The 23,855-nt window shown below is 66.1% G+C and carries 19 protein-coding genes; 12 read left to right on the top strand and 7 right to left on the bottom strand.

Annotated features, from left to right (window positions below; all coding sequences use genetic code 11):
- Positions 1-8 precede the first annotated feature (8 nt).
- A complete protein-coding gene (locus SP6_RS10470; RefSeq protein ID WP_139063027.1) occupies positions 9-824 on the top strand; it encodes a CPBP family intramembrane glutamic endopeptidase in 816 nt (271 codons plus the stop codon).
- Positions 825-838: 14 nt separating this feature from the next.
- Here SP6_RS10470 and SP6_RS10465 read toward each other — a convergent pair whose 3' ends face one another.
- Positions 839-2,002: a M23 family metallopeptidase gene (locus SP6_RS10465; RefSeq protein WP_050794177.1), complete on the bottom strand. Its 1,164-nt coding sequence runs from the start codon at positions 2,000-2,002 to the stop codon at positions 839-841.
- 345 nt (positions 2,003-2,347) lie between these two features.
- Here SP6_RS10465 and tssK point away from each other — a divergent pair, with 345 nt between their 5' ends.
- From tssK to SP6_RS20075, 6 genes are read left to right on the top strand one after another with little or no spacing between them, the layout of a single operon-like run.
- On the top strand, positions 2,348-3,652 hold the full coding sequence (gene tssK / locus SP6_RS10460) for a type VI secretion system baseplate subunit TssK (RefSeq protein ID WP_232252395.1): 1,305 nt from the start codon (positions 2,348-2,350) through the stop codon (positions 3,650-3,652).
- On the top strand, positions 3,649-5,055 hold the full coding sequence (gene tssL / locus SP6_RS10455) for a type VI secretion system protein TssL, long form (protein ID WP_037568521.1): 1,407 nt from the start codon (positions 3,649-3,651) through the stop codon (positions 5,053-5,055). Before tssK ends, tssL begins: the two co-directional genes overlap by 4 nt.
- Complete coding sequence (tssM, locus tag SP6_RS10450) at positions 5,055-8,552, top strand: type VI secretion system membrane subunit TssM (protein WP_007404920.1); 3,498 nt, start codon at positions 5,055-5,057, stop codon at positions 8,550-8,552. The genes tssL and tssM overlap by 1 nt, the downstream gene beginning before the upstream one ends.
- Before the next feature lie 10 nt (positions 8,553-8,562).
- Positions 8,563-9,015: a type VI secretion system-associated protein TagF gene (gene tagF, locus SP6_RS20080; RefSeq protein ID WP_007404976.1), complete on the top strand. Its 453-nt coding sequence runs from the start codon at positions 8,563-8,565 to the stop codon at positions 9,013-9,015.
- Complete coding sequence (locus SP6_RS10440; protein WP_007404957.1) at positions 9,012-9,776, top strand: PP2C family protein-serine/threonine phosphatase; 765 nt, start codon at positions 9,012-9,014, stop codon at positions 9,774-9,776. Before tagF ends, SP6_RS10440 begins: the two co-directional genes overlap by 4 nt.
- Entirely contained in the window at positions 9,773-11,581 is a 1,809-nt protein-coding gene (locus SP6_RS20075) for a serine/threonine-protein kinase (RefSeq protein ID WP_007404885.1), read from the top strand. Before SP6_RS10440 ends, SP6_RS20075 begins: the two co-directional genes overlap by 4 nt.
- 60 nt (positions 11,582-11,641) lie before the next feature.
- On the opposite strand, the gene SP6_RS10430 is transcribed toward SP6_RS20075, so the two are convergent.
- The 6 genes from SP6_RS10430 to sfnG form a co-directional block, all read right to left on the bottom strand.
- Entirely contained in the window at positions 11,642-12,286 is a 645-nt protein-coding gene (locus SP6_RS10430; protein ID WP_007405027.1) for an SEN1982 family lipoprotein, read from the bottom strand.
- Positions 12,283-13,311 (bottom strand): hypothetical protein, encoded by a 1,029-nt coding sequence (locus SP6_RS10425; RefSeq protein WP_007404906.1) that lies wholly within the window; start codon positions 13,309-13,311, stop codon positions 12,283-12,285. The genes SP6_RS10430 and SP6_RS10425 overlap by 4 nt, the downstream gene beginning before the upstream one ends.
- Before the next feature lie 441 nt (positions 13,312-13,752).
- Positions 13,753-15,144, bottom strand: coding sequence for an FAD/NAD(P)-binding protein (locus SP6_RS10420; protein WP_007404899.1), 1,392 nt, complete (start codon positions 15,142-15,144; stop codon positions 13,753-13,755).
- A complete protein-coding gene (gene ssuD / locus SP6_RS10415) occupies positions 15,141-16,313 on the bottom strand; it encodes an FMNH2-dependent alkanesulfonate monooxygenase (protein WP_007404914.1) in 1,173 nt (390 codons plus the stop codon). The genes SP6_RS10420 and ssuD overlap by 4 nt, the downstream gene beginning before the upstream one ends.
- 3 nt (positions 16,314-16,316) lie before the next feature.
- Positions 16,317-17,564, bottom strand: a complete 1,248-nt coding sequence (locus tag SP6_RS10410) for an SfnB family sulfur acquisition oxidoreductase (RefSeq protein ID WP_007404929.1) — start codon at positions 17,562-17,564, stop codon at positions 16,317-16,319.
- A gap of 31 nt (positions 17,565-17,595) precedes the next feature.
- On the bottom strand, positions 17,596-18,690 hold the full coding sequence (gene sfnG / locus SP6_RS10405) for a dimethylsulfone monooxygenase SfnG (RefSeq protein ID WP_007404977.1): 1,095 nt from the start codon (positions 18,688-18,690) through the stop codon (positions 17,596-17,598).
- 293 nt (positions 18,691-18,983) lie between these two features.
- Between sfnG and SP6_RS10400 the strand changes: the two genes are divergently transcribed.
- The 5 genes from SP6_RS10400 (at position 18,984) to SP6_RS10380 (ending at position 23,841) form a co-directional block, all read left to right on the top strand.
- On the top strand, positions 18,984-19,283 hold the full coding sequence (locus tag SP6_RS10400) for a putative quinol monooxygenase (RefSeq protein WP_037568525.1): 300 nt from the start codon (positions 18,984-18,986) through the stop codon (positions 19,281-19,283).
- A 480-nt stretch (positions 19,284-19,763) separates the two neighbouring features.
- Positions 19,764-20,543: a TIM barrel protein gene (locus SP6_RS10395; protein ID WP_007404904.1), complete on the top strand. Its 780-nt coding sequence runs from the start codon at positions 19,764-19,766 to the stop codon at positions 20,541-20,543.
- Positions 20,544-20,582: 39 nt separating this feature from the next.
- On the top strand, positions 20,583-21,884 hold the full coding sequence (locus tag SP6_RS10390) for an MFS transporter (protein WP_007405023.1): 1,302 nt from the start codon (positions 20,583-20,585) through the stop codon (positions 21,882-21,884).
- Positions 21,885-21,940: 56 nt separating this feature from the next.
- A complete protein-coding gene (locus SP6_RS10385; RefSeq protein ID WP_139063028.1) occupies positions 21,941-22,918 on the top strand; it encodes a sugar phosphate isomerase/epimerase family protein in 978 nt (325 codons plus the stop codon).
- Complete coding sequence (locus tag SP6_RS10380; protein ID WP_007404979.1) at positions 22,918-23,841, top strand: sugar phosphate isomerase/epimerase family protein; 924 nt, start codon at positions 22,918-22,920, stop codon at positions 23,839-23,841. Before SP6_RS10385 ends, SP6_RS10380 begins: the two co-directional genes overlap by 1 nt.
- Positions 23,842-23,855: the final 14 nt, after the last annotated feature.

Here is a 23,855-nt window from a genome sequence, read left to right as displayed (position 1 = left end):
ACCAGGTGGTGACCGGGCCGGTCCGTAACGCGGTGGCGGCGCTGATCGGGCTGGTCCTGGTCGCGCTCTGGCTGCGCGTCGGACCGGCCTTAGTGGGCGCGTGGGCCGGCGGAGGCGCGTGGGGGGAGAGTGCGTTCACCGTCGCGCTGTTCGGCCCGATGCTCCTGCTCGGTTGGGCTGGACGGCGTCTGGCTGGAATCAGGGGCCCGAGTGGATTGGCGTGGCGTTCGCTGGGGCTGGGGGCCGTAACGGGGCTGGGCTGCCTGTTGCTGGCGACCGGCTACACGGGGCTGGCGGGGACGCTGATCCGGTCACAGGGCAGCATGGTCGGGCCTTTGCTCGCCTTAGGCCTGAGCGTCATCACAGTACAGGTGGCGGCAGAAGAATGGGTGTTTCGCGGTTGGCTGCAACCCGTGCTGCTGTCGCTGATCGGTCGACGGGTCGCGGTGCCGGTGGTCGCTGGCATCTTCGCTGGCCTGCATCTCCTGGCGGGGAGCGCCAGTGGGGGCGTGGCCCTGCTCAACCTGTTCCTGGGTGGAATGCTGTTCGGTCTGATCGCGGCCGGTCGGTTGGGCCTGGCCGGGGCGTTCGGGGCGCATTTCGCCTGGAATGCGGGCGAGCAGTTGCTGTTGGGACTCGACCCCAATCCGGGTGTCGGGGTCTTTGGGGCAGTCGTCGACCTCGATCTGCGTGGCGTTCCCCTGTGGGGTGGATCGGATCAGGGCCTGAACGGGAGCTGGGCGATGAGCCTGTCGCTGCTGGCGCTGGTGGTCGGCTGGCTGCTTGCCGGTCGGATGGCAATGCGGCAGAGCGATGCGGCATGATGGAGCCAACGGACTCAGGTCGCCGCCGCCACCCGTGTCGTATCGATCCGGTCGCGCAGCGCCCGGAATCGCTTCAGCGGTTCGCCGGTCAGCGCGCGGCCGCCATCGACCTTGATCGACATGGGGTCGACTGCTTGGCCGTCGATATGGACTTCATAATGGAGATGCGGACCGGTCGAGCGTCCGGTCGTCCCGACCTCGCCGATCTGTTGCCCCTGCGCGACATGGCTGCCCGGCATGATCCCCGCCATGATCCGGTTCATGTGCAGATACAGTGTGTCCCAGCCATTGGCGTGGTGCAGCCGGACGAAATTGCCATTCGGTCCCTTGGGCCCCGCAAAGGTAACGACGGCGTCGCCCGCCGCGTAAATCGGCGTACCGGTCGGCGCGGCGAAGTCGGTGCCTTTGTGCATCTTGACGAAGCCCAGGATCGGATGTCCGCGCATGCCGAAGCCCGAGCTGATCCGCGCCGCTTCGACCGGGGTGCGCATGAACGCCGTGCGGCTGCTCCGGCCGCTACTATCATACCATTCGGCCTGCCCGTCCCCCGGTGCCTGAAACCGATAGAGCGCACGCGACTTGGCGGCGGTGGACAGCGAGGCATAGACGAGTTCGGGCGTCCCGACCGGCTCGCCCTCGGCGGTGACGCGCTGGGCAAAGCCCGCCTCGAAGACGTCACCGGGAGCGACTTCGCGCTGCATGTCGAAATCATAGCGGAAGGCATTGACGAACGGCCCGATCAGCACGTCGCTGACGCCGGCCGCGACGGCCGAGCTGTAGAAGCTTTCGCCGTCCAGCTCGCCGCGAACGAACCGTGTCACACGCCGCAGATGCGCCGCGACCGGCGTGGCGACAAAGCCGCTGCTGTTCTGCGCCAGCGTCATCCCCGACCCATCATCGCGGGTCGCATCGAGCGTGGCGAGGCGAACGGCGTCGCCACGATGCCCCAGCGTGAAGCTCAGGCGGATGTCGCCCTTGCCCTGTAACCGGCCACCGATCGCGCCGAGGGCCGCGGCCGTGTCGGCGGCGGATACGCCCGCGGCGGTCAGCGTCGGGCCTAAATCGGCAGGGCCGGCGAGCACCAGCGTCCGGCTTTCCAGCGTTTCCGCATCGCGGGCGATCGGCGCGGCGGCGACGGGGGCATCGGCCCGATCCGGATGCGCCAGTATCGCGACCATGGCCCCGGAGGCGGCGATGGCCAGTCCTGCGATCCAGGGAAGGGCATGGCCCCGACGCCGGGCTGCATCGGGCGTTCCACTTATCCTATCATGGGTCGATAGTTGTGGAACCGAAACGGCCCGTCGTTCGATCCATGATCGCGGGTCGAATGAGGGTTCTTCGTCGTGGGGATATGCCATGGGCCTCCGGGAGGCATCCTGTTCTGTCACACGCGACATAAGCATTGCCCCATTTACCGCCTGGGGCAATAACCGGGTGGGCGGTCATGGGTTTCCATGCCTGCCCGTCAGCCTGTTTGGGGAGAGCAATTGGCTGGAAAAAATCGGGTCGCCTGGCATGAGGGCATGTTCCTTCGGCCACAGCATTTCCAGGCGCAGGACCGCTTTGTCGAGGCACAATTGGGGGCCCGGGTCGATTCGATCCGTCCCTGGGCCTGGGGGCTGACCGCACTCACCATCGATGAGGATCTGGCCGCGCTCGGCAAGTTCGCCGTGTCGCGGGCGGTGGGTATCCTGCCGGACGGTACGCCCTTTGCCATACCCGACGATCTGCCGCCGCCCGAGCCGCTCGACGTGCCGGGCGATGCGCGTGACGCGGTCGTCTATCTGACGCTTCCCGCCGCGCAGGTCGGCGCGGTCGAGTTCCGCGACATCGATGCACGTAGCCACGACGCCCGCTATCTGGTCGATGAGGCCGAGGTGGCGGACGCCTTTTCGGACGATCGGACCAGCGAACCGATCGGCCTGGGTCGCCCGAACCTCCGCTTCGGCATCACCCGCGACCAGATTTACGGCCGCGTCACACTGGGGCTCGCGCGCGTACGCGAGGTGCAGAACCGGCGGGTGATGTTCGACGACCGCTATATCGCGCCGACGCTCGATTCGGCCGCCGCCCCGCGTCTGCGCGGCGGGCTATCGGATATCGTCGGTCGTGCAGGCCAACGGGCCGAGGAACTGGCGTTGCGCGCGGTGGAGGCGACCGATGGCGGGTCGGACACCTTTGCCAGCTTCCTGCTGCTTCAGGCGCTCAACCGCTGGCTGCCGGTGCTGGAGCATCTGCAATTCCTGCCCGTGGTCCACCCCGAACGGCTGTTCGAGACGCTGATCTCGATGGCGGGCGAGATCGCGACGCTGATCCGTCCAGAGCGCAAGGCCCCGCCGCTGCCGCGCTACGATCACGAAAATCCGCAAACCTGCTTCGAGCCGGTGTTCGACCTGCTCCAGTCGATGCTGTCGGCGGTGTTCGAGCGTTCAGCGTTGCAGATGCCGCTCGATCAGGCGGGACCGGGGGCCTATGTCTCACGCATCACCGATCATGGCCTGTACGAGACGGGTTATTTCTACCTCGCGGTCTCGTCCGCCTCGCCGGTCGAAGAAATCCGGGGGCTCTTTCCCTCGGTCGCCAAGATCGGCCCGGTCCAGAAGATGCGGCAGATCGTCGACTCCGCACTGCCGGGCGTACCCCTGCGCCACACCCCGACGCCACCGCCGCAACTGCGCGTGCTGCCGGGCTTCGTCTATTTCGAACTGGATCGCGGCGTCCCCGACTGGCGCGAGTTCCAGCAGGCGACCGCGCTCGGCCTACACGTCGCGGGTGACTGGCCGCAGTTGAAGCTCGAACTCTGGTGCGTCAAACGGAGCGGACGATGAGCGAGGACGGCGACAAGACCGTATTCCGGCCGTCGCCGCTTCAAGGGTTGAAGCGGGGCGAGACGGCGACCCCGCCGCCGCCTTCCGCGCCCTGGGGTGGCACGGGGCAGGCGCAGCCGCCCGTGCAGGGCTATGCCGCGCCGCCGCCCTTGTCGCGGGCTGCGACCCCCGTCGCGCCGGGGCCGGTGCCGTCGCGGCTTGGCGAGGACGATGTGCCGCTGCCCGCCACGCCGCCTGTGATCCGCAATCCGATGCTGGCCGAGGCCGAGCCGGTGCTCGCCCTGCTGGCAGCGGTGCGCGCCGGTCGCGTCCGCCTGCCCATGCCCGAACTTCATCGCCAGTGCGCCGCGGCCATCGGCCGGTTCGAGCGGGCGATCCAGCCGCATTATCCCGAGGAAAAGCGCCAGCGCGCCAAATATGCCGTCTGCGCCACCGCCGACGACATCGCCCAGAACCTGCCCGGCATCGGCACGGATGGCGCCGAATGGGCGCGGCGATCGATGGTCGTCACCTTCTTCCAGGAGAATATTGGCGGCGACCGCTTCTGGCAGCTCGTCGACGACATGCTGCGCGTGCCGCACGACAATCTCGACCTGATCGAGCTGTTCCACGCCTGCCTGGCCGCCGGGTTCGAGGGGCGGTTCCGGGTAATGCCCGATGGCCGCCGTCGCCTGCATGAGATCATGACGCGGTTGCAGGGTGCCTTGCCCCATGTCCGGTCGCTCTCGCAGGTCGAGCTGGTGCCGCACTGGCGGGGCGAGACCGCGCCGGTCGGCCGGGTCGGCCTCAGCGTGCTGGCGCTGGCCGGGGCGGGCGCGCTTGCGCTTCTGCTGCTGGTCTATATCGTGTTGCGGCTGATGCTGGCGTCGAGCGGCGATACGCCCTCGACCCGCCTGGCGGCGCTCAATCCGGAGGCGCGGTTGACCCTGTCCCGCCCCGCCGCCGCGATGCCCGCCGCGAGCAGCGCGCAGGCGAGCAAGCTGCGCCGCTTCCTGGAACCCGAAATCCGCGAGGGGCTGGTGAAGGTGGAGGAGGATGCGCAAACCGTCCGCGCCCGCACCACCATCGGCCAGTTGTTCCGATCGGGCTCCGACGAACTGGAGCCGGGGCGCGAACCGCTGTTCCACCGCATCGGTCGCGCGATCGAGGATGAGAAGGGCGGGGTGGTGATCGAGGGCCATGCCGACAATACCCCCGTCGCCACCGTCCGCTTCCCCGACAACATGGCCTTGAGCGAGGCGCGCGCCGAGACGGTGGCCAAGCTGATCCGCAGCGACCTGTCCGATCCGTCGCGGGTCACGACCAAGGGATTGGGAGATACCGTGCCGATCGCCTCCAATGCCGACGCCGCCGGCAAGTCGCAGAACCGCCGGGTCGAGATCGTCGTGCCGAGGCGCTACTGATGCGGAGCTTCTTCCGGAACTGGTATGCCGTGACCATCACGGCGGCGGTGTTGCTGGCGGCACTATTCGCTTTCGGCTTGCCGCTGTTCGTCGCCTTTTTCCGACCGATCCCGGTGCGGATCGCGGCGGTGTTGCTGGTCGCACTGGCCTGGGGCCTGTGGTGGTTCCTGCGCCACCGTGCCGCACGCAAGGCGGCCGATGCGATCGCGGCCGAACTGGCGGGCCCCAATGCCGCCGACGAGGAGGGCAAGGCGCTCGGTCGCCGCATGGGCGAGGCGCTGACCAAGCTGCGCGGTGCCTCGGGTGGGCGGCGCGATTATCTCTACAGCCGCCCCTGGTATGTCATCATCGGGCCGCCCGGCGCGGGCAAGACGACGGCACTGCTCAACTCGGGCCTTCGCTTTCCGTTCGTCGAACAGGCGGTCGGCGGGATCGGCGGCACCCGCAATCTCGATTTCTGGTTCGCCGATGAGGCGGTGCTGGTCGATACGGCGGGCCGCTATACGACGCAGGACAGCGACGCGACGGTGGACGCCGCCGGATGGAGCGCGTTCCTGAACCTGCTCAAGCGCCATCGCCCGCGCCAGCCGATCAACGGTGTGCTGGTCGCGATCGGCATCGATACGCTGGTCGGCAGCGACTGCGCCGCGATCGACGCCCATGCCCGCGCGGTACGCCGGCGTCTGGTCGAGATGCGTCGCGTGCTGGAAACGGCGGTGCCGGTCTATCTGCTGGTCACCAAGGCCGATCTGCTGGCGGGTTTCACCGACTATTTCGATGATCTGGATGTCGAGGGTCGCCGGGCCGTGCTGGGCGCGACGATGCCCCATGCGGATGGCCGGCCCGGGGCCGAAGCACTGGCGCATGCATTCGACGAAGCGACCCAGGCGGTGGCGGATCGGCAGGCGCGGCGCTTGTTCGAGGAAGTGGATCAGCGCCGCCGCGGCATGATGATCGGCTTTCCGGCACAGTTGCGGTCGCTGCGCGCACGGTTGATGCGCTTTGCGGATGGCGCGTTCGTGGCGGGAGACGAGGCCGCGGGTGTGCTGCGCGGCTTCTATCTGACCAGCGGCGTGCAGGAGGGAGAGGCTCTCGATCGCATCCTGGCCTCGATGGCGCAGGTCTATGAACAGCCCGTCGAATCCCCCGCGCCGGGACGGGGCCGGGCCTATTTCCTCAACCGCCTGCTGACCGAGGTGATGTTCCCCGAGGCGGGTCTGGTCATCACCGATCCTAAGGCCAAGGGGCGTCGTCGCGGCCAGATGATCGCGGCGTTGGCCGGCATCGCGCTGGCGAGCGCGTTGGTGCTCGCGGCCTGGGGTGTCAGCTATGCCCGCAACCGTGCCTTCCAATCGGCCCTGACCGAGGCCAGCGCGCGGGCCGAACAACAGTTTCGCGAAGCGGGCATCGATCTGACCCAGGTGCGCGAGGACGATGCCGACCTGCGCGCGGCCATCCCCGCGCTCGATACCCTGCGCAACCTGCCGCGTGGCTATGCCGAACGGCGCCGGGGTGGGCCGTCGCTGGCCATGACCTTCGGACTGTACCAGCGCGGGCTCAGCCAACGGGCGGAAGAGACCTATCGCGATGCGCTGCGCCGGGTGATGCTGCCCCGCCTGCTGCTGCGGCTTGAGGCGGTGATGAAGGCCGATGGGCGCGATCCGATGCGCCTGTACGAGCCGCTCAAAGTCTATCTGATGCTGGGCCAGCAGGGGCCGATGGACGCCAAGGCGGTGCGCGCCTGGGTGACGACGGACTGGGCGAATGAATTGTATCCGGGAGCGGACAGTCAGGCGGAGCGGGCGGCGCTGACCCGACATCTCGACGCGCTGCTGGAGGATCGCGACATGGCGTCGGTATGGCCCAACCGCCAGCCGCCGCTCGACGGGCAATTGGTCGCCAGTGCGCGGGCGGCCGTCCAGACGCTCAGCCTCGCCGACCGGGCCTATGCCGTGATGAAGCAGAAGGCGGCCTCGGCGGGCCCGGCCTGGGAAGTCGCCAATGTCCTGTCGCAGGGGGACGCGCTCGCCTTTACCGCGCCCGATCAGTTGCTGGCGATGCGCATTCCTTATTTCTTCACGCGGGCGGGGTATGAGAAAGCCTATCTGCCCGGCCTCGCCACCGTGCAGCAGGATTTGAAGCGCGACCTGTGGGTGCTGGGCGGCGCGGAAGAGGCGGGTGTCGGACAGGAGCTCAGCAACGTCCGACCGGGCGTCGCGGGGCTCTATGCCAAGGACTATATCGCCGCCTGGGAAGGCGTGGTCGCGGCGATGAAGCCGGCGGCCTATTTCACCGACACCGCCGCCTTCGGAGCGCTGACCAAGAGCCCGTCGCCACTCAAACGCGTGCTGTTGGAGCTGCGCAAGAACACGATCTTCAGCGGCGGCGTGCAGGCCGGACTGGCCCGGGCGGGGCGCTATGGCATGAACCGTTCGCGGCTGGGGCGCGTCGCCGACGAGATCGGCCGCGACCGGGCGCGCGGCATCGATGCGGGCGACGAGATCACCGCCTATTTCGCCTCGCTCCACGACTATGTCGGCGATGGACGCGGCAGTGCGCCGATCGATGATTTCGTGGCGGGGATCAAGGCGGCGGGGCAGGCGGTGATCGCCGCACGCTCGGTCGGCGGGGGTGGGGGCTCCGACACCACTCAGGCCCAGATGGCGGCGGCGCTCGCCTCGGTTCGGGCGGCGGCGGCAGGCGCGCCTCCGCAATTGCAGGGCTTCGTCAATGCCGCCGCCAGCGGCGGCACCCGCGCACAGGTGGGTGCGGCGAGCGGCGCGGTCGGCGACGCCTATGCGCAGACCGTGTTGCCAGCCTGTCGGGAGGTTGCCCAGGAGCATTACCCTTTTTTCGGGGGCGCCAAGGCGGATGCCCCCATGGCTGACACGTTGCGCGTCTTCGGCATGGGCGGGGTGTTCGATGGCTTCGTCCAGCAACGGCTGATGCCGATGATCGACACATCGGGCGCGGTCTGGCGCTGGCGGGAGGGCGATCCGGTGGCGGCGGCCCTGAACCCCGCGACGCCGGAAACGCTGGCGCGCGCGGTCAAGCTGCGCGATCTGCTCACGGCGGGGCTGCCGATCAAGGTATCGGTCGCCAGCTTCGGCAGCGATATCGGCACGGTGGAAGTGGCGAGCGGCGGCACCCGCCATCGCTTCACTCCGCGGGACAACAAGCCCAAGCCGCTGATCTGGTCGGCAACGGGCAGCCTGCCCGAGGCTTCGGTCGTGCTCTACCGCCCTGGCGCTGCCCAACCCGTCGCCAATGCCGACGCCGCGCCGGGCGTCGAGGCGGCACGGATCGAGACTGAAGGGCCCTGGGCGCTGTTCCGCCTGATGGACCGTGCAGACAAACAGAATGCGGGCGCGCAGGCGATCCGCGCGGCCTTTGGAGAAGGTGCGCAGCGGACCGTTCTGCTGATCCAGTTGCCGGGTACCGCCAATCCGTTCAGCCGGGCGGGCCTGTGGTCCTTCCGTTGCCCGGCCAGCCTGTGAGGGTATGGTGATGACGGCCCGGCTGTTCGGCAAGCTGCCCGCTCATGGCGATTTCGTCGTGCGGGGGTGTTCGGGTGAGGAACGGGCGAGGCTCGATGCCTGGCTCACCGCGTCGATGGAGCAAGCTCAGCAACGGTTCGGCACGGCCTTCGCCGAGCGGTTCGATGGCGCACATCCGTGGATCGGTACGGGGCCGGGCGCGGGCGGAATCATCGCTGCGTCGCAGGATATGGCGGGGCGGCGCTATCCGCTGATCCTGTTGCGCGAAGAGAGCGAGGGGCTCGACGATCTGGTCTATGCGGCCATCGCCGAGCGCTGGGATGCCGATCGGGTGATGGAGGCCATGGGGACGGGGCCGTCCGGCTCGGTGACCCGCTGGACGTCGCTGGACGGGCGCATGGCACGGGACGACGCCTATCCGCTCGATATCGTCACCGCGATGCTGTCGAGTGCGGTCGCATGAACATGCCCTTCCGCCTCGTCAGCGTCGCCACCACCCATCCCGGCCTGGTTCGCCGGGTCAATGAGGATCGCCATTGCGAGCGTGCCGAGGACGGCCTGTGGGTCGTGGCAGACGGCATGGGCGGCCATGCCCATGGCGATTGGGCGGCGCATGCGGTGGTGCAGGCGCTGGAGGGCGTGGCGCTGCCCGCCGATTTCGATGCCGCAGTGCAGACGGTGGCCGACGGCGTCCACAGCGCCAATCGCCGCATCTGGGCTGAGGCGCAGCGCCGCGAGCAGCAGATGGGCTCGACCGTCGTCGCGCTGCTGATCCGTGGCGATCGCTTTGCGGCTTTGTGGGTCGGGGATAGTCGGGCCTATCTGTTGCGTGATGATATGCTCGTTCCGCTGACCCGGGATCACAGCCAGGTGCAGGAAATGGTCGATCGTGGGCTGATCGCGCCGGAGGAGGCCGCGCATCATCCGCGCGGCCATGTGCTGGCGCGGGCAATTGGGGTGGGCGCGCGCATCGCGGTCGATGTGGTGGCCGACAATGTCGAGCCGGGCGATCGCTTCCTGTTGTGCAGCGACGGTCTGTCGGGGCCGGTGGCGGACGAGGAACTGCGGCAGTCGCTGGTCCGGCATGCGCCGTCCGAGGCGGTCGAGGCCTTGCTCGCCCAGGCGCTCGCACGCGGGGCGCCCGACAATGTGACCGCCATCATCGTCGCCGCGCAGGAAGCCACGCGGCTGACCTTCGCCGATGCGGGTGGGGGACGATCATGACGCCGAACGAGGGGGATGACGACCGGACCGTCTTCGATCCCGATCGTACCGTCTTCGACGCCGGAAGCGCGGGGGACGCTGCACCCAGGCCCCGCCCCGGCGGCACCGCGATCAAGGTCGGCGATGTCCTGAACCACATGTTCGCCGTTACCGGCTTCCTGGCGCGGGGCGGCATGGGCGAGGTTTTCGTCGGCGCCAATATCATCACGGACGAGCGGGTCGCCATCAAGGTGATGCTCCCTGCGCTGGCCGCCGACCCCAACGTCATCACTCTGTTCCGGCGCGAGGCCCAGACGCTGACCCGGCTGCATCACGAGGCGGTGGTGCAATATCGCGTGCTGGCGCAGGAACCGGAACTCGGCGTCCTCTACATCGTCACCGAATATATCGACGGGGCCAGCCTGTCCGATGTGCTGTCCAGCCTGAAACCCAGTGCGCAGGAACTGGGGGCGCTGCTCCGGCGGCTGGCATCGGGGCTCGCCGCCGCCCATGCGCTGGGCGCGATCCACCGCGATGTGTCGCCCGACAATGTGCTGATGCCCGGCGGTCGGCTGACCGCAGCGAAGCTGATCGATTTCGGCATCGCCAAGGATCTGGACCCCGGCACCGCGACGGTGATCGGCGATGGCTTCGCGGGCAAGCTCGGCTATGTCGCGCCCGAGCAACTCGGGGATTTTGGCCGCGCCATGGGGCCGTGGACCGATGTCTACAGCCTTGGCCTTGTGATCGCCGCCGTGGCGCGGGGAAGCGATCTGGGGCTGGGCGGGACGCTGGTCGATGCGGTCGACAAGCGGCGCGCAGGCATCGATCTCTCTGCGGTGCCGCAGCCGCTGCGATCGGTGGTGGCGGGCATGGTCCGCCCGGACCCGGCCGACCGTTTCCAGACCATGGGCGCGGTGTTGGCGGCGCTCGACGCGGCCGAGGTTCCGGGGGCGAGCGGGGGGCGATGGCCGCGCTGGTGGCCGGCGGTGCTGGTCGGTGGGCTGGTGTTGGCGATCCTGCTCGGCTGGCTGATATTGCGGGGCAAGCCGTCGGCCACCCCGTCATCCACACCGGTTGCGGTCACCAGCGATCCGGTGGCGCGTGCGCGCGATGCGATCGATGCGGCCTTGCCCTCGGTGAGCTGTACCTGGCTGCGTATCGTTGCGGTGACGCAGAGCGCCGCCGGCCCGCGGGTCGCCCTGACCGGTGTGGCGGGCAATCCGACCCAGGCGCAATCGGAGATTGTCCGTACGCTCCAGGCCCAGGGGCTGACCGCCAGCGCGATCGATTTCGCCGATGTGTCGCCGATCACCCAATCGGGCTGTGCCGCCCTGGATGCCTATCGCCAAATCCGCGCCACAGGCCGCAATCGACTGTCGGTGCCGCAGCGCCGGTTCGAGATGCGCACCCAGCCGCCCGGCTCGGCCTATGCGGGCAAGCTCGCCGCGAACGCCATTATCGGAATCACGATCGGCAATCCGTCGCTCGACTTCGCCTTGGTCGGGCTGGAGCCGTCCGGAGCGATCGACATGCTGATCCCCAACCGCGCGGCCTTTGAGGAACAGATGCGAGCGTCGCGCAACGGTGTCCCCATCACCGATCTGGGCGGCGACCGCTATCGCCTGCAACTCGATCTGGATCATCAGGGTTGGTCGGGGCTGTTGCTCATCACCGGCAAAGGGCCGTTCGATGCCTCGGTCATCGCGCCACCGCTGGGCGCACGGGACGCTGCCTGGCGCACCACATTTGTCGAGCGTGCGGCCGAGCGGGGCTGGCAGGCGGACATGATCTGGTTCCGCTCGGTCGACGACGCGAAGGATTGAGTATCAGGGGCATGGCGGGCACGAACGATCCCGCCCGCCACGCCCTGCCTCAGCCTTGGCCTATTGCGGGAAGAAGCCCTGATCCGATGGCAGTTCGGCGCTGGCCTCGGGCCCGGTATCCCCTGCGAGCTTCCACCGGCCCTGTTCCTGCGTTGCCACCTGTTCTGCCGTATGCACCTTCTCCAGCGCCTGGGAAAGGAAGGGAAAGGCCGTGCGTACATCGGCGCGCTGGGTCCAGGCGGGCGCCTGCACTATGCGATAGTCGTAGCGGAGCACCTGACCCATGGTAGCCGGGCCGGTTTCCGCCCCGGTCCGCGCGGTTTCCTCTCGCACCGCGACCACCGCCTTGCGACCGAAGCAGAGCAGTGGTTCGGCGGGGCTCGCCGGGTCCAGTTGACGCAGCCAGATATCGCGCTTGCCGGCCGCGGTCGGTTCGATCCGCACGCGCGGGCGATCGCCCTGAGCGGGCAGCGTGATCCTTTGCACCAGCCCCGCCGCCACCAGCGCATCGACCTTGGGCCCCTGTAGCGCATCGGCACTGAATTCGATCGGCCAACGGCCCGACAGCAGGGGGGCGCATTGCCGTTGCCCTTCGACCTGCTCGCGGATCTGCGCGATCGCGCCATCGGTGGAGACCTTGGGCTCGCTTGCCCCCTCGCTACACGCCGCGAGCAGTGCCAGTCCCGCCACCAGCGCGCGCGTCACGTGCGCAGCCCCAGAGGCGCCAGTGGCTGGGTCATGTCGGACAGCCAGGTGAGCACACGTTCGGCTGCCGCCACTTCCTTCAGCCGCGCATGGCCGGCATCGCTTTTGCCGAACCAGCCGCCGGGACTGTAGAAGGCGTTGCCGCGCACCTGCTTGTGCAGCTTGTCGATCTGGTCCTCGACATCGCCGCCCGGACGGGTGACGCCGACCCATTGCACCGGGCCGCGCCGGGGGTCGGTATTGCCCCGGGGATAGTCCTTCGAACTGGGCAGCACGTCGATCGGCTTGCCGGTGGCTTGACCGCCGCCGCCATAGGGGCCGGCAGGTACCGTCTCGGTGAACAGTTCGTCCGAATCGAGCAGCCAGACCATGTAGAAGCCCAGTTCGATCTTGGGCGACAGCCGCGCCGGATCAATCTTGCCGTTCGGCCTGTTGGCGATCGGCGCGGCGCGCAGGCTGGCATAGGCGCGTTCCTTGTCGCGCTCGCTCATCGAACGGCTTCGCTCGATCGCGTCGGCGGCGTCGAACGCCAGCAACTTGTGATTGATCAGCCAGGAATTGAGCTGCTTGTCCCGGTTGAGCGGATCGGTGGCCAGCAGGTCGCGGCTGTTGCTCATCGCCTTGACCACCGAATCCTTGATCGCCTTGCCCGTCTCGTCCTTGACGATGTCGAGCGCCTTGCCGATCGCGAAGGTCGCGGTCGCATTATTGGCCACCGCATTATAGACGCCGAGCGCCCGGCTGGTGCTGCGCCCAGCCAGCAGGCGCAATGCCGAGCGGTGCGCGATCACGCGCAGCGAAGAGGTGGCGGCGGTGGCCATCAGGATCGACCCGGGTAGGATCGCGGCGGCGGTGACGAACAGCTCGGCCCGTGCCTTGTCGCTGTCCTTCTGCTTGTTGAAGGTTTCGAAATAGCTTTTGTAGGCGGTGTTATAAGCGATGATGTATGGGTTGCAGACATTGGCCTGCCACGCATCCACTGCATCACTGACCTGATTGCGGTATGTCTGCAATCGATCCGGCATATGCCCTCCTTCACTCTTTCTCGCGGCAGACCGAAGCCATCGGACGATGGTCAAATGCCGTTCGGCCCAAGAGTATCCAAGACGCTTACATGCGGAAACTACAGCATTATGTCGTTCGGTGGCAAGGCTGCTGCCACCTTGGTGGGGCGTCATGGATATAGGCGTGACGGCATTGTCCTCGTCCGAGCGCTTGGTCGGCGGATAACATCTCGACCGGCGTGGTCGGGCGCGTCCGACCCTAACCGACATCCGCCCCTACGCTTCCGGATCGGCTGCGAAATGGCTCGTGTCGAGAGCATGATCCGTCGCAACATCCAGGGCAAGCGATAGGAATGGAGACAGCAGAATGATGTGTGCCGGATAGGGGCGATCTGATCTGCCAGTGCGGGCGGTGGAGCCGCAACGCTGATCCTTGGCCGAACGGAATCATGCCCGCTGCTATTAGGCGCGCGCGTTTCTTGACCGCCCTTCCAATTGCACCCCGTCAGCCACCAACTGTGCATGGCGGGCAACCTCGGGCAAGCCCATCAGCTCGCCGAAATATTCCCGCGCGAGGGGGCCGGCGACGAATGGTCGCAAGCGTTGCTCTGCGCCACTGATTGCACGGCTGGCGCCATCGGCAAGCAAGCCCAACCCAAGCGGGCCTGGGCGGATCGCTCCTTGTCGGGCCAGGCTGCCGAGAAGCGTGCTGGTGCCGACGATCTCCGCGTGGCCCGGGCCGGTCGTATTGATGACCGTGTCGAATATTCGATGCGCATAGGCGCCGCGCCGCCCTTCCAACTCCACCTGTATCTGCCCAGCGTCGCGCGCGGCCATCACTCGGCCTGCCTCGATGCGCAACTGCCCGCGCGCCATGGCACGCATGATCGCACTCTCGATCTGAGGGGCGATACGAAAGCGATGCGTATCCCAATAGGGGCGCAGATGGCGGAGGAGGCTCGCCTTTTGTGGTGCGGGCAGGGCCTGCCAGATCGTCGGCCCCTGTACACGTACCTGGTCGAGCACCCCATGCCAGCTTCGCCCGTGGCCATTCGCGTGGGCGACGGCCGAACGAACTTGGCGCAGCAGCACGGCCGCCGACGTAATGGCCTGGCCACTGAAATCCCCCTCCGGTTCGACAGTGCCGACGCCGTGGCCGCGCGATCGCTGCCCTCGGCGCGAGATGGCCAGGATCGGCCCGCGATGACCGCGACGATCGAGTGTCGCGACGACGTCCGCCATCGTCAGGCCGGTGCCGACGATCAATAGCGATGCATCCGGCTCGATGGCGGCAAGCGCATCGGCCTGCCAGGGATCGGCGATCAGGCCCGGATGGCCGACGAGCCCATTCAGCGCGCGCGGGACGGCGGGTGGTGGATGACTGTTCGCCAGGACGAGCGTATCGGCTGCATGACGTTCGCCGCGCCCCGTCAGCAGGCGCCAGCCATTCCCGGCCGGCTTCGCATCGATCACGTCGTCGCGTCGATGGACGATCGCTCCCATACGGACAAAGGGATCGAGATGGTCCGCTACATAGCGGCCGAACAGGCTTCGCGCGGGGAACACGCGACCGTCCGGGAGGGTGGCCGCCGGATCGGCGGCGAGTTCCGGTCGATCATGCAGCCAATCCGCGAACTGCTCGGGCCACTCGTCGGGCAGCAGGCTCATCCGCGTGGCCGGCACGTTGATGCGATGCGCAGGGTCCATGGTCGAATAGGCGAGCCCTGCGCCCAGCAAGGGGCGCGGCTCGAAGACCGTGATCGGCCCGTCCCAGCCGCCGCGCGCGAGGTGGAACGCAACGGCGGCCCCCGAGAAGCCGCCGCCGACGATCGCGACTGAACAGCCGCCGCTCAAGATTGCGAGACGCGCAGTGCGGGGCGGTGATCGCCAGCAATGGTCTCACCGAACGGCCCCATATTGCTGCTCGCACCCCGGCCGGGCAACGGATGCGCGAGGGGCAGGCGCGGCATGACCAGCTCGGCGAAACGGTACGCCTCCTCAAGATGCGGATAGCCCGAGAGGATGAAGCTATCGATCCCGAGCGCTCGATACTCTTCGATCCGCTCCGCGACCGTTTCGGGATCGCCGACCAGCGCGGTGCCTGCCCCGCCGCGCACAAGGCCGACGCCCGCCCATAGATCCCGGCTGATCTGCAACTTGTCACGGCGGCCGTTGTGCAACCGGCTCATCCTTGCCTGACCGACCGAATCCATGCGCTGGAACACCTTCTGCGCGCTGGCGACCGTCTCGTCGTCGAGTCGGCTGATGAGGCGATCGGCTGCGGCCCATGCCTCTTCGCGTGTCTCGCGCACGATGACATGGAGGCGGATGCCGAATGACAGCACTCGGCCCTCCGCCGCCGCCAGCTGCCGGAGCGTCGCGATCTTGGTGGCCACATCGGCGGGCGGTTCGCCCCAGGTCAGATATTTGTCGACCTGCGTCGCGGCGACCCTGTTGCCCGCGTCGGACGAGCCACCGAAATAGAGCGGCGGATAGGGCGACTGCACGGGCGGGAACAGCAGCCGTCCGTCTTCGATGCGGAAATGCGCGCCCTCATGCTCGACGGTCTCGCCGCGCAGCAGGGCAGTGTAGATGCGCAGAAACTCATCGGTCACGGCATAGCGTTCGTCGTGGGACAGGAAGATGCCGTCGCCGCCATTCTCCACCGGATCACCGCCGGTCACGACGTTGATCAGCAGTCGCCCGTTCGAGATGCGGTCAAGGGTCGCCGTCATGCGCGCGGCGAGCGTGGGCGACTGAAGCCCGGGCCTGACCGCGACCAGGAAGCGCAGCCGCTCGGTCTGCGGGGCAAGCGCGGAGGCGACCACCCAGCTATCCTCGCAACTCCGTCCCGTCGGTAGCAGCACGCCATAATAGCCCAGCGTATCGGCGGCCTGTGCGATCTGTTTCAGATATGGCAGGTCGACCGCGCGGCCACCCTCTTGCGTGCCGAGGTAGCGGCTGTCGCCGTGCGTGGGCAGGAACCACAGGACGTTGATGGCGGACGGAACCGTCTGGCTCATGGTTCAGCTCCAGGCATGGAGGGGCGGCTTTTCGCCGTTGAGGTAGAAATTGCCGAGTATCGCGTATTTCCATCGCACCGGATCGTGCAGCGTGTGCGTGCGGGCGTTGCGCCAGTGGCGATCAAACCCATGTTCGGCGAGCGTGGAGCGCGCGCCGGACAGCTCGAACAGCTTATTCGACGCCTCGATGGCAAGTTCGGTACTGAGCACCTTGGCTTCCGCAGTGGCGACCTGCGCGGCGGCAACGGTTTGCGCGTTCGGCGCTGCGACCGCCTCGTCCACCGCGATCGCGGCACGATCGAGCAGTGCGCGCGTGGCGCTCAGCCTGAGGCCGAGATCGCCGACAGCGTGAATGACATAAGGGTCCTGCCAGGCGTGATCGACACCGCCGTCCACCCAGGGCCGAGCCTTGGTGCGGACAAATTCGATGGTGTCGGCAATCGCCGCGGCGGCGATGCCGGTATCGACCGCGACCTGAATGATCTGGAAGATCGGGCCGTCGGCGGTCGGCTTCTCATACCCCTTCCAGCCGGGCACGAGATGCGTCTTGGGCACGCGCACGCCATCGAGCACGACCGTACCGCTCAACGTCGTGCGTTGGCCGAAGGCGGACCAGTCGTCGATCACGGTCAGCCCCGGCGCATCACGTTCGGCGATCGCGTACCACGCCCGCCCGTCGCCATCCACAGCGACGATCGGCACCAGATGGGCGAGCAGTGCGCCCGTCGCATAGAATTTGCGGCCGGTGACGACGACGTGATCGCCATCCTCCTGAAAGCGTGTCGCGAAATCGGCCGCGCGCTTCGTCCCGAACTCGGAAAAGGCGTTGCCGAAGCGTTCGCCGGCCAGCACACGATCGAAGAGCAGAGCCTGTTGTTCGGGCGGCGACGTGGTGCGGATCGCTGCCACGACGCCGATATGGTTCTGGGGAATCTGGCCGAGCGAGGGGTCCGCGGCCGAGATGATCTCGATGACCTTCACGATCGTGCGATACGAAAGCTCGGGTCCATTAAAGGCGCGCGGCACGTTGAGCGACCACAGACCGCTTTGCGAGAAGGCGTCGAGTTCGGCGAGCGGCCATAGCCTTTCGCGATCACGTTGCGCCGCGCCAATCTTGAAGTCGGCGGCCAGTGCTTCGGCCGTGGCGATCGCCTCGGCATCGGTGCGGATGATGTGGGCCGGTGCGCTTGGACGCGGCACCGCCGGCACGCCTTCGTCATGCGCAGCCGGGAATTTGGGGTTTGTCGCCATGTCGTTGCTCGCTGCTGAAAGGGAAGGGCGATCAGGCGGGTTCGGGGACGTGCGTTTCTTCAAGCGCACGCACGCGCGGCAGGACATGTTCGCCGAACCAGGCGACCTCCTCCTGGAAATGGAGGAAGGCGCACAACACAAGGTCGACACCCGCCGCCTTCAGGGCGACAATCCTTTCTGCAATCTGGTCCGGCGTGCCGATCAGGTTCGTCTTGAACCCGTCATTATACTGGACGAGATCGGCAAAGGTGGATTTCGCCCAATTGCCTTCCCCTTCCGGAGAAGCCGCGCCGGCCTGTTTGACCGCCGCCCCGAAGGCCTGCACCGCTTCGAAATCGGCCTTTTCGATGATTTCGTCGAGGACGGCACGCGCCTCCTCTTCACTTTCGCGTGCAATGACGAAGGCGTTGACCGCGACCTTCACCTCGCGACCCTCGATGGCCGCTTTGGCACGCAAATCCTCCACTTGCGCGCGCACGCCGTCGATCGTGTTGCCGTTGGTGAAATACCAGTCCGACACTCGCGCCGCCATGTCGCGGGCGGCACGCGAGCTGCCGCCCTGGAAAATCTCGGGATGGGGGCGCTGGAGCGGTTTCGGACTGAGTGTGTAGTTGGTGAAACGGTAGAAGTCGCCGCGGAAGCTGAAGGCGTCGGTCGTCCAGATGCCTTTCAGCGCACGGATGAACTCCTCCGATCGACGATAGCGCTCGTCATGTTCAAGCCAATGTTCGCCGATCGCGGTGAACTCGCCCTTGAACCAACCGCTGACGATATTGACCGCGATCCTACCGCCGCTGATCTGATCGATCGTCGCGATTTGCTTGGCCGCCACGGCCGGGTTCCACGGCCCCGGCAGCAGCGCCGCGATCACCTTCAACCGTGTCGTCACGCCCAGTAGCGCCTGGGAGAAGGAAACCGGCTCGTGCTGGAACTCGGCGCCGTAGCCGGCGGTGAAGCGGATCTGGGAGAGCGCGTAATCGAAACCGGCAGCCTCGGCGATTTGCGCTAGCTTGATGTTGTAGTCGAGATCCCAACTGGTGCGCTGCTGGATCTTGCTGACGACGAGGCCACCGCTGACGTTCGGGACCCAGTAGGCGAAACGGATTGGATCGGGGGTCTGGCTCATGCCTTATCCTTCTCGTTTTTGTCTCGCGAAGAATATCGATCGGATTAATGGGGATTACGAAATAGCTGTTTTTCTGGTGTGGATAGATTCGCTTGTGGTTCGCTCCGTCGCCTCCGGATGCTCCCTGAGGTGATCGCCGTTCTTACGGGAAATGGCGAAATGGGAGAGGGGCTCGGTAGCTGCGGCGATGAAGGTGAGACAACGCCTCATCCAGATCGCGGTGCGATGCTCGATACTCCCGAATAGGTAAGCGGCCGCCTTTCCCCGACAGGGTTGCCACGGTACGATGGAGAATGTTGCTGATCGTAGGAACCGTTCGCTTGCCGGCCGCAAATATGGATGCTGCCCGACCAGTTATGAAACATATGGTCGACGCTAGCCGGTCCGAGAATGGCTGCGTCGAGTATGGTTACGCGGAGGACCTGTTCGACCCAGGCCTCATTCACGTCAAAGAGTTGTGGACCGACCAACAAGCACTCGATCGTCATTTCGCATCGGCGCACATCGCTGAGTGGCGCGCCGCTTGGCCGAACCTCGAAATCGGAGATCGTGATCTGCGCGTCTATAATGTGGAGGAGTCGCGTAAGACTTAGCCCCCGACCGGCGTTCCCGATGGGAAATCATCAAGAAGACACCGAGGTTTTCCCACTGGAATGGAGTTTTGAGAATACCCAATCTGGGTCGTTCACTGCCAGATCCGAACGAGCCGGTAGCTGGCCGAAGAGTTCCTGGATCGCGGTGCTCGCCCATTGATCTGGGCACACGGCTTACACTCTCGTATGCCCCCGACGACATGCGGTACGGCCAGTATCCTCAGGCGAGAGGGACTTAAGCCACGGCTTCGCCAAATGATAAGCTAGGTGAAGTGCCGTTGCGAATGGCAAGGACGGTCGGGGTGGGGGCCATTATGGGCGATTTGAAGCGTGTTTGCCGCATTTCCGTCAACGGGGCCGCATTCGGCTTGCATTGGATGATCAAATGAGGGACTAATCGGGAAACAAAATAGCGGGGATCCACCCGCCAGGCATACGAGTGCGAACGCACCACGGGGCCGTAGAATGGGAGAGGGTCCTATGTCTGCGGTCTATTCACTATCGTCGTGCATTGAATGGCAGTTCGCCGAAGCCGGTGCGCTGGATGCGCGTCTTCGCGCCGCCAAGGCGGCCGGGTTCGAACTGGCCGAGTTCCATCTTTGGCGTGACAAGCCTATCGACGCGCTCGCGACGGCGCTCTCCGACACGGGGATGCGGCTGACCAGCCTGTGCGTCGATCCGCGCCGCTCGATCGTCGATCCCGCCGAGCGTGAGGAGATGGTCGCCGCCGTTCGCGAAACCATCGCAGCCACCGCCAAGCTCGGCAAGCCCGCCCTGATCGTCGCCTCGGGTTTCCGGGTCGAGGGCATGAGCGAGGCGGAGCATTTCGACCATGCCGTGGCTGCATTGCGTGCCGCCGCCGATTTGGCCGAGGAGGCAGGCGTCCTGCTTCTGCTCGAGCCGCTCAACACCCGGCTTTTCGCCACCATGTATCTGGTCAGTACCACGCTCGGCCTCGATCTGGTCGAGGCGGTGGGCAGCCCGAATTTGCGCCTTCTATATGATGTCTGGCACAGCGCCGTGATGGGTGAGGACATGCGCGCGGTACTCACCGGGCGTATCGAACTGGTCGCCCATGTGCAGGTCGCCGATATGCCCGACCGTAACGAACCGGGGACCGGCACCGTCGACTGGAAGGAGGTAACGCAGACCCTGCGCGACCTTGGCTATACCGGCGCCATCGGTCTCGAATATTTCCCGACGCTGCCCATGGAGCAATCACGCGCGCTTTCGCTAAAAGCGTTGGCCGAGGCCGACTGACGCGCATCCGCTGCTCCAAGTCCTGAACGGGTCATCGTCATGCAAAAGAGCGAATTGGGCTTCGTCGAGCGCCTGAGTTACGGCTTTGGCGACATGGGAACCAGTCTGGCCTATAATATGGCCAGCGGTTTCCTGCTGTTCTACTATACCAATGTCGTGGGCTTGCCCGCTGCGTCGGTCGGCACGGTGTTTCTGGTCGCGCGGCTGCTGGACGCCGTGGTCGATGTCCTGGTCGGTATCGGGGTCGACAAGACACGCACCCGCTGGGGACGCACCCGCGTCTATTTCCTGGTCACGGCCATTCCCTATGCGCTGTTGACCGTTGCCGTCTTTTCGATGCCGGCCTGGAGCCAGGGCGCACAGCTCGTCTACGCCTTCGTCACCTTCAAGGCGCTGGGCATCGTCATGTCGCTTCAGGCGATACCCTATACCGCGTTGATGCCGATGATGACGCTGGACGGCAAGGAACGGCTGCGGCTGTCAGGCCTCCGTTCGATCGGCACTGCGACCGGTGTCGTGCTGGGAACGGCGGCCGTCATGCCATTGGTCGGTGTGCTGGGCGGCGGGAACCAACAGCGCGGCTTCACGCTCGTCGCCCTGCTGTTCGCCTGTGTGGGGTTGATCTGCACGCTGGCGCTCTTTCGCAACTGCAAGGAGCGGTATGAGGATGATGCCCCGCCGGGCTTCGCCATTCTTCCCGCCGTCGGCGAGATGGTGCGCAACCGTGCCTGGTTGGTCGTCTTCTTCCATTGCCTGCTCTATTTCGCGCGCTTCGGCATGATGATGGCCGCCACGGCCTATTTCGCCATCGACGTCATGCAGCGACCCTGGATGATCTCGGTCATGCTGCCCGCGGTCGCCGGAATGCTGCTTCTGTCCGCCTTCGTCGCACCGGCGATCCTGACGCGCACCGGCTTGCGCAACGGCACGGCGGCGGCGCTGGCCATCGCGGCGGTGCTGTTCGGTGCGCTGCCCTTCCTTCAGGGCAATGTGCCGCTGTTTCTGGGCTTCTATATCGCGGGCTGCCTGTCGACTTCGATCACGATCACCTCGACCTATGCGATGATCGCGGAAACCGTGAATTATCACGAGGCGAAGTTCGGTGCCCGTCGCGAAGGGCTTTTATCGGCGGGCATCAGCCTTTCGACGAAGCTCGGCATGGCACTGGGTACGGCGGGCTTCGCCTATGTGCTGGGCGCGTTCGACTATGCCCCCGGCCATGTCAGCGACGCGGCGCGGGAGGCCATTCGCTGGACCTATAGCGGCGGCGCGGTGGTGGTGCTCGCGATCCAGACGCTCGTCGTCCTCTGCTGGCCCCGGGCCGAACAGGGCAGGCCCTAATCACGCACATTCGGATGTCGCGCCGCGACACATCCTTGAAAACGATGGAAACCGTCATGAACAAAGATACGATCGGGATAAGCCTGGATCTGATCAATCGGCATTATCAGGAACCGAACCGAAACCGGTTTGAAGGCAAGTATTTCTGGGAGGAGCTTTATCCGCTGATCAGCGCGGGCGGCTTTCGCGCAATCGAAATTCCCTATGAGCCGGTCTGGCAGTTCGGCGGTCGCAGCGGCGTGCCCATGAACCGCTATTGCATCGACACCAAGTATGACAGCGCCGCCAACTATCGGGACGTGCTCCGTCGGAGCGGCATCGACCGGGTCGTCGGTGTCACCTTCGATCCCAATCTGTTCATGCGAAATGACAATCTGGGCTTCTTCTTCGGCGCTAGCGGCGATTTCGCGGGCGAAGCACTGGCCCATGCCGCCGACCTCGGTGCCGATTATCTCGCGATCAGCCCTTCGCCCTATTACGGGCGGATGGCGCATTATCACCCTGATCTAGAGGCGAAGAAGGACGACATCGCCGCGCGTGTCACCGAACTGCTTCAGGGCCTTGCCGCCAAGGCGCAAGAGGCGGGTGTGACGCTGGTGCTGCGGAACGAATATTGGGGCCTTTTCCGGGGCGAGCGAGTCCTCCAACTGCTCGACGCCTTGCCCGAAAGCGTGACGCTCGACATCGATACCGCGACCTTGACGATCGCGGGCGTTTCACCCGCCGAGTTCATCAGCGCCCATATCGGCCGGATCGGCTGCGTGCACCTGACCGACACCGATTTCATCGACACGGACGAGACATGGAAGAGCCCGAACCCGGAATTCCCGGCCGGACGCGCCACGCAGGTGTTCCGCGATCCAGGAACCGGATCGGTCGATCTGTCGCAGATCGCCCAGTTGCTGGATCGCCTGGGCTATGACGGACCGGTCGTTTGTAGCGCCCGCCAGACACGCGATCCGTTCCGCGCCCTGCTGCGCACCCGCGCCTTCCTCAACCAACTGCCGAACCAGGCCGGACGGAGTTCCCTGTGATGCCCAATATCCGCTACGCCAATATGAGCCATTGGAAGGCGATCCCCTATCGGCAGATCGAGAACTTCCGCGACTTTTATTATGAGGACAAGACGAACACCGCCTATTATTCCGACTGGGATACGATCCTGAAATACCAGTCGGCGCTGGGCTTCGACGGCATTGAGATCGCGCCCTGGGACTTGGCCGACATCCTGCCGCTGTTCGGCTCGCCCGAGGCGTTCACCGCGTTTGCAAAGGAGCGCGGCGTCGAGGTGATCGGGATGTTCCATGGCGCCCATGCCTCTCATGCCGCCGACCATTTCGAGGAAGCGGTGCGGTCGGGGCGGGAGGCCGTGGATACGATCGTGAAGTTCGGCGGAACCTATATGAACACATGTCCGACGAACAACTATTACGGGTCGGGCCCGCTGACGCGCGAACAGGTTCGGCAATGCGCCAGGACGATCAACGAAATCGGTCGCTATGCGACCGACCATGGCGTCAAGATCGGTCTGCACAACGAGTTTTTCTGCGCGATCAACCTGCCCAACCACCGCGAATTCATCGAAAGCACCGACCCCAAACTCGTCCACTACTGCATCGATACGGCGCAGGTGGCGATCATGGGCGAGGACCTGTTGACCTTCTATGAGGATTATCACGACCGGATCAGCACTTTTCACCTGAAAGACGCGGCATCGATCCGCCTGCCCGACGAAATACGCTATGCTCAGGACCCCGAGATCACGGACGATGGCACTCGCTGGTTCTGGGAGCCCGGCCTGGGGGAGCTGGACCTGAAGGGCCTGTATCACCTGTTGAAAATGTATCAGTTTAAGGGCTGGATGTCGGTCGAATATGATGGATCGCCGGACCTGCTCGCGTCGATGGCGCTGACCCGATACCATCTGGATAAGGAGTTGCGGCCCATTTACGACTGAGGGGCGGGGCGCAA

The organism is Sphingomonas paucimobilis NBRC 13935 (assembly GCF_000739895.2).
GTDB lineage: Bacteria > Pseudomonadota > Alphaproteobacteria > Sphingomonadales > Sphingomonadaceae > Sphingomonas > Sphingomonas paucimobilis.
The sequence above is the reverse complement of the archived record's forward strand: the minus strand, read 5'-3'. Positions and strand labels throughout refer to the sequence as shown.

Bases quoted from the DNA above. Each gene is read 5' to 3' on its own strand.
- SP6_RS10465 (WP_050794177.1), bottom strand. From the start codon at position 2,002: ATGGTCGCGATACTGGCGCATCCGGATCGGGCCGATGCCCCCGTCGCC.
- tssK (WP_232252395.1), top strand. From the start codon at position 2,348: ATGTTCCTTCGGCCACAGCATTTCCAGGCGCAGGACCGCTTTGTCGAG.
- tssL (WP_037568521.1), top strand. From the start codon at position 3,649: ATGAGCGAGGACGGCGACAAGACCGTATTCCGGCCGTCGCCGCTTCAA.
- tssM (WP_007404920.1), top strand. From the start codon at position 5,055: ATGCGGAGCTTCTTCCGGAACTGGTATGCCGTGACCATCACGGCGGCG.
- tagF (WP_007404976.1), top strand. From the start codon at position 8,563: ATGACGGCCCGGCTGTTCGGCAAGCTGCCCGCTCATGGCGATTTCGTC.
- SP6_RS10440 (WP_007404957.1), top strand. From the start codon at position 9,012: ATGAACATGCCCTTCCGCCTCGTCAGCGTCGCCACCACCCATCCCGGC.
- SP6_RS20075 (WP_007404885.1), top strand. From the start codon at position 9,773: ATGACGCCGAACGAGGGGGATGACGACCGGACCGTCTTCGATCCCGAT.
- SP6_RS10425 (WP_007404906.1), bottom strand. From the start codon at position 13,311: ATGCCGGATCGATTGCAGACATACCGCAATCAGGTCAGTGATGCAGTG.
- ssuD (WP_007404914.1), bottom strand. From the start codon at position 16,313: ATGAGCCAGACGGTTCCGTCCGCCATCAACGTCCTGTGGTTCCTGCCC.
- SP6_RS10410 (WP_007404929.1), bottom strand. From the start codon at position 17,564: ATGGCGACAAACCCCAAATTCCCGGCTGCGCATGACGAAGGCGTGCCG.
- sfnG (WP_007404977.1), bottom strand. From the start codon at position 18,690: ATGAGCCAGACCCCCGATCCAATCCGTTTCGCCTACTGGGTCCCGAAC.
- SP6_RS10400 (WP_037568525.1), top strand. From the start codon at position 18,984: ATGTTGCTGATCGTAGGAACCGTTCGCTTGCCGGCCGCAAATATGGAT.
- SP6_RS10395 (WP_007404904.1), top strand. From the start codon at position 19,764: ATGTCTGCGGTCTATTCACTATCGTCGTGCATTGAATGGCAGTTCGCC.
- SP6_RS10390 (WP_007405023.1), top strand. From the start codon at position 20,583: ATGCAAAAGAGCGAATTGGGCTTCGTCGAGCGCCTGAGTTACGGCTTT.
- SP6_RS10385 (WP_139063028.1), top strand. From the start codon at position 21,941: ATGAACAAAGATACGATCGGGATAAGCCTGGATCTGATCAATCGGCAT.
- SP6_RS10380 (WP_007404979.1), top strand. From the start codon at position 22,918: ATGCCCAATATCCGCTACGCCAATATGAGCCATTGGAAGGCGATCCCC.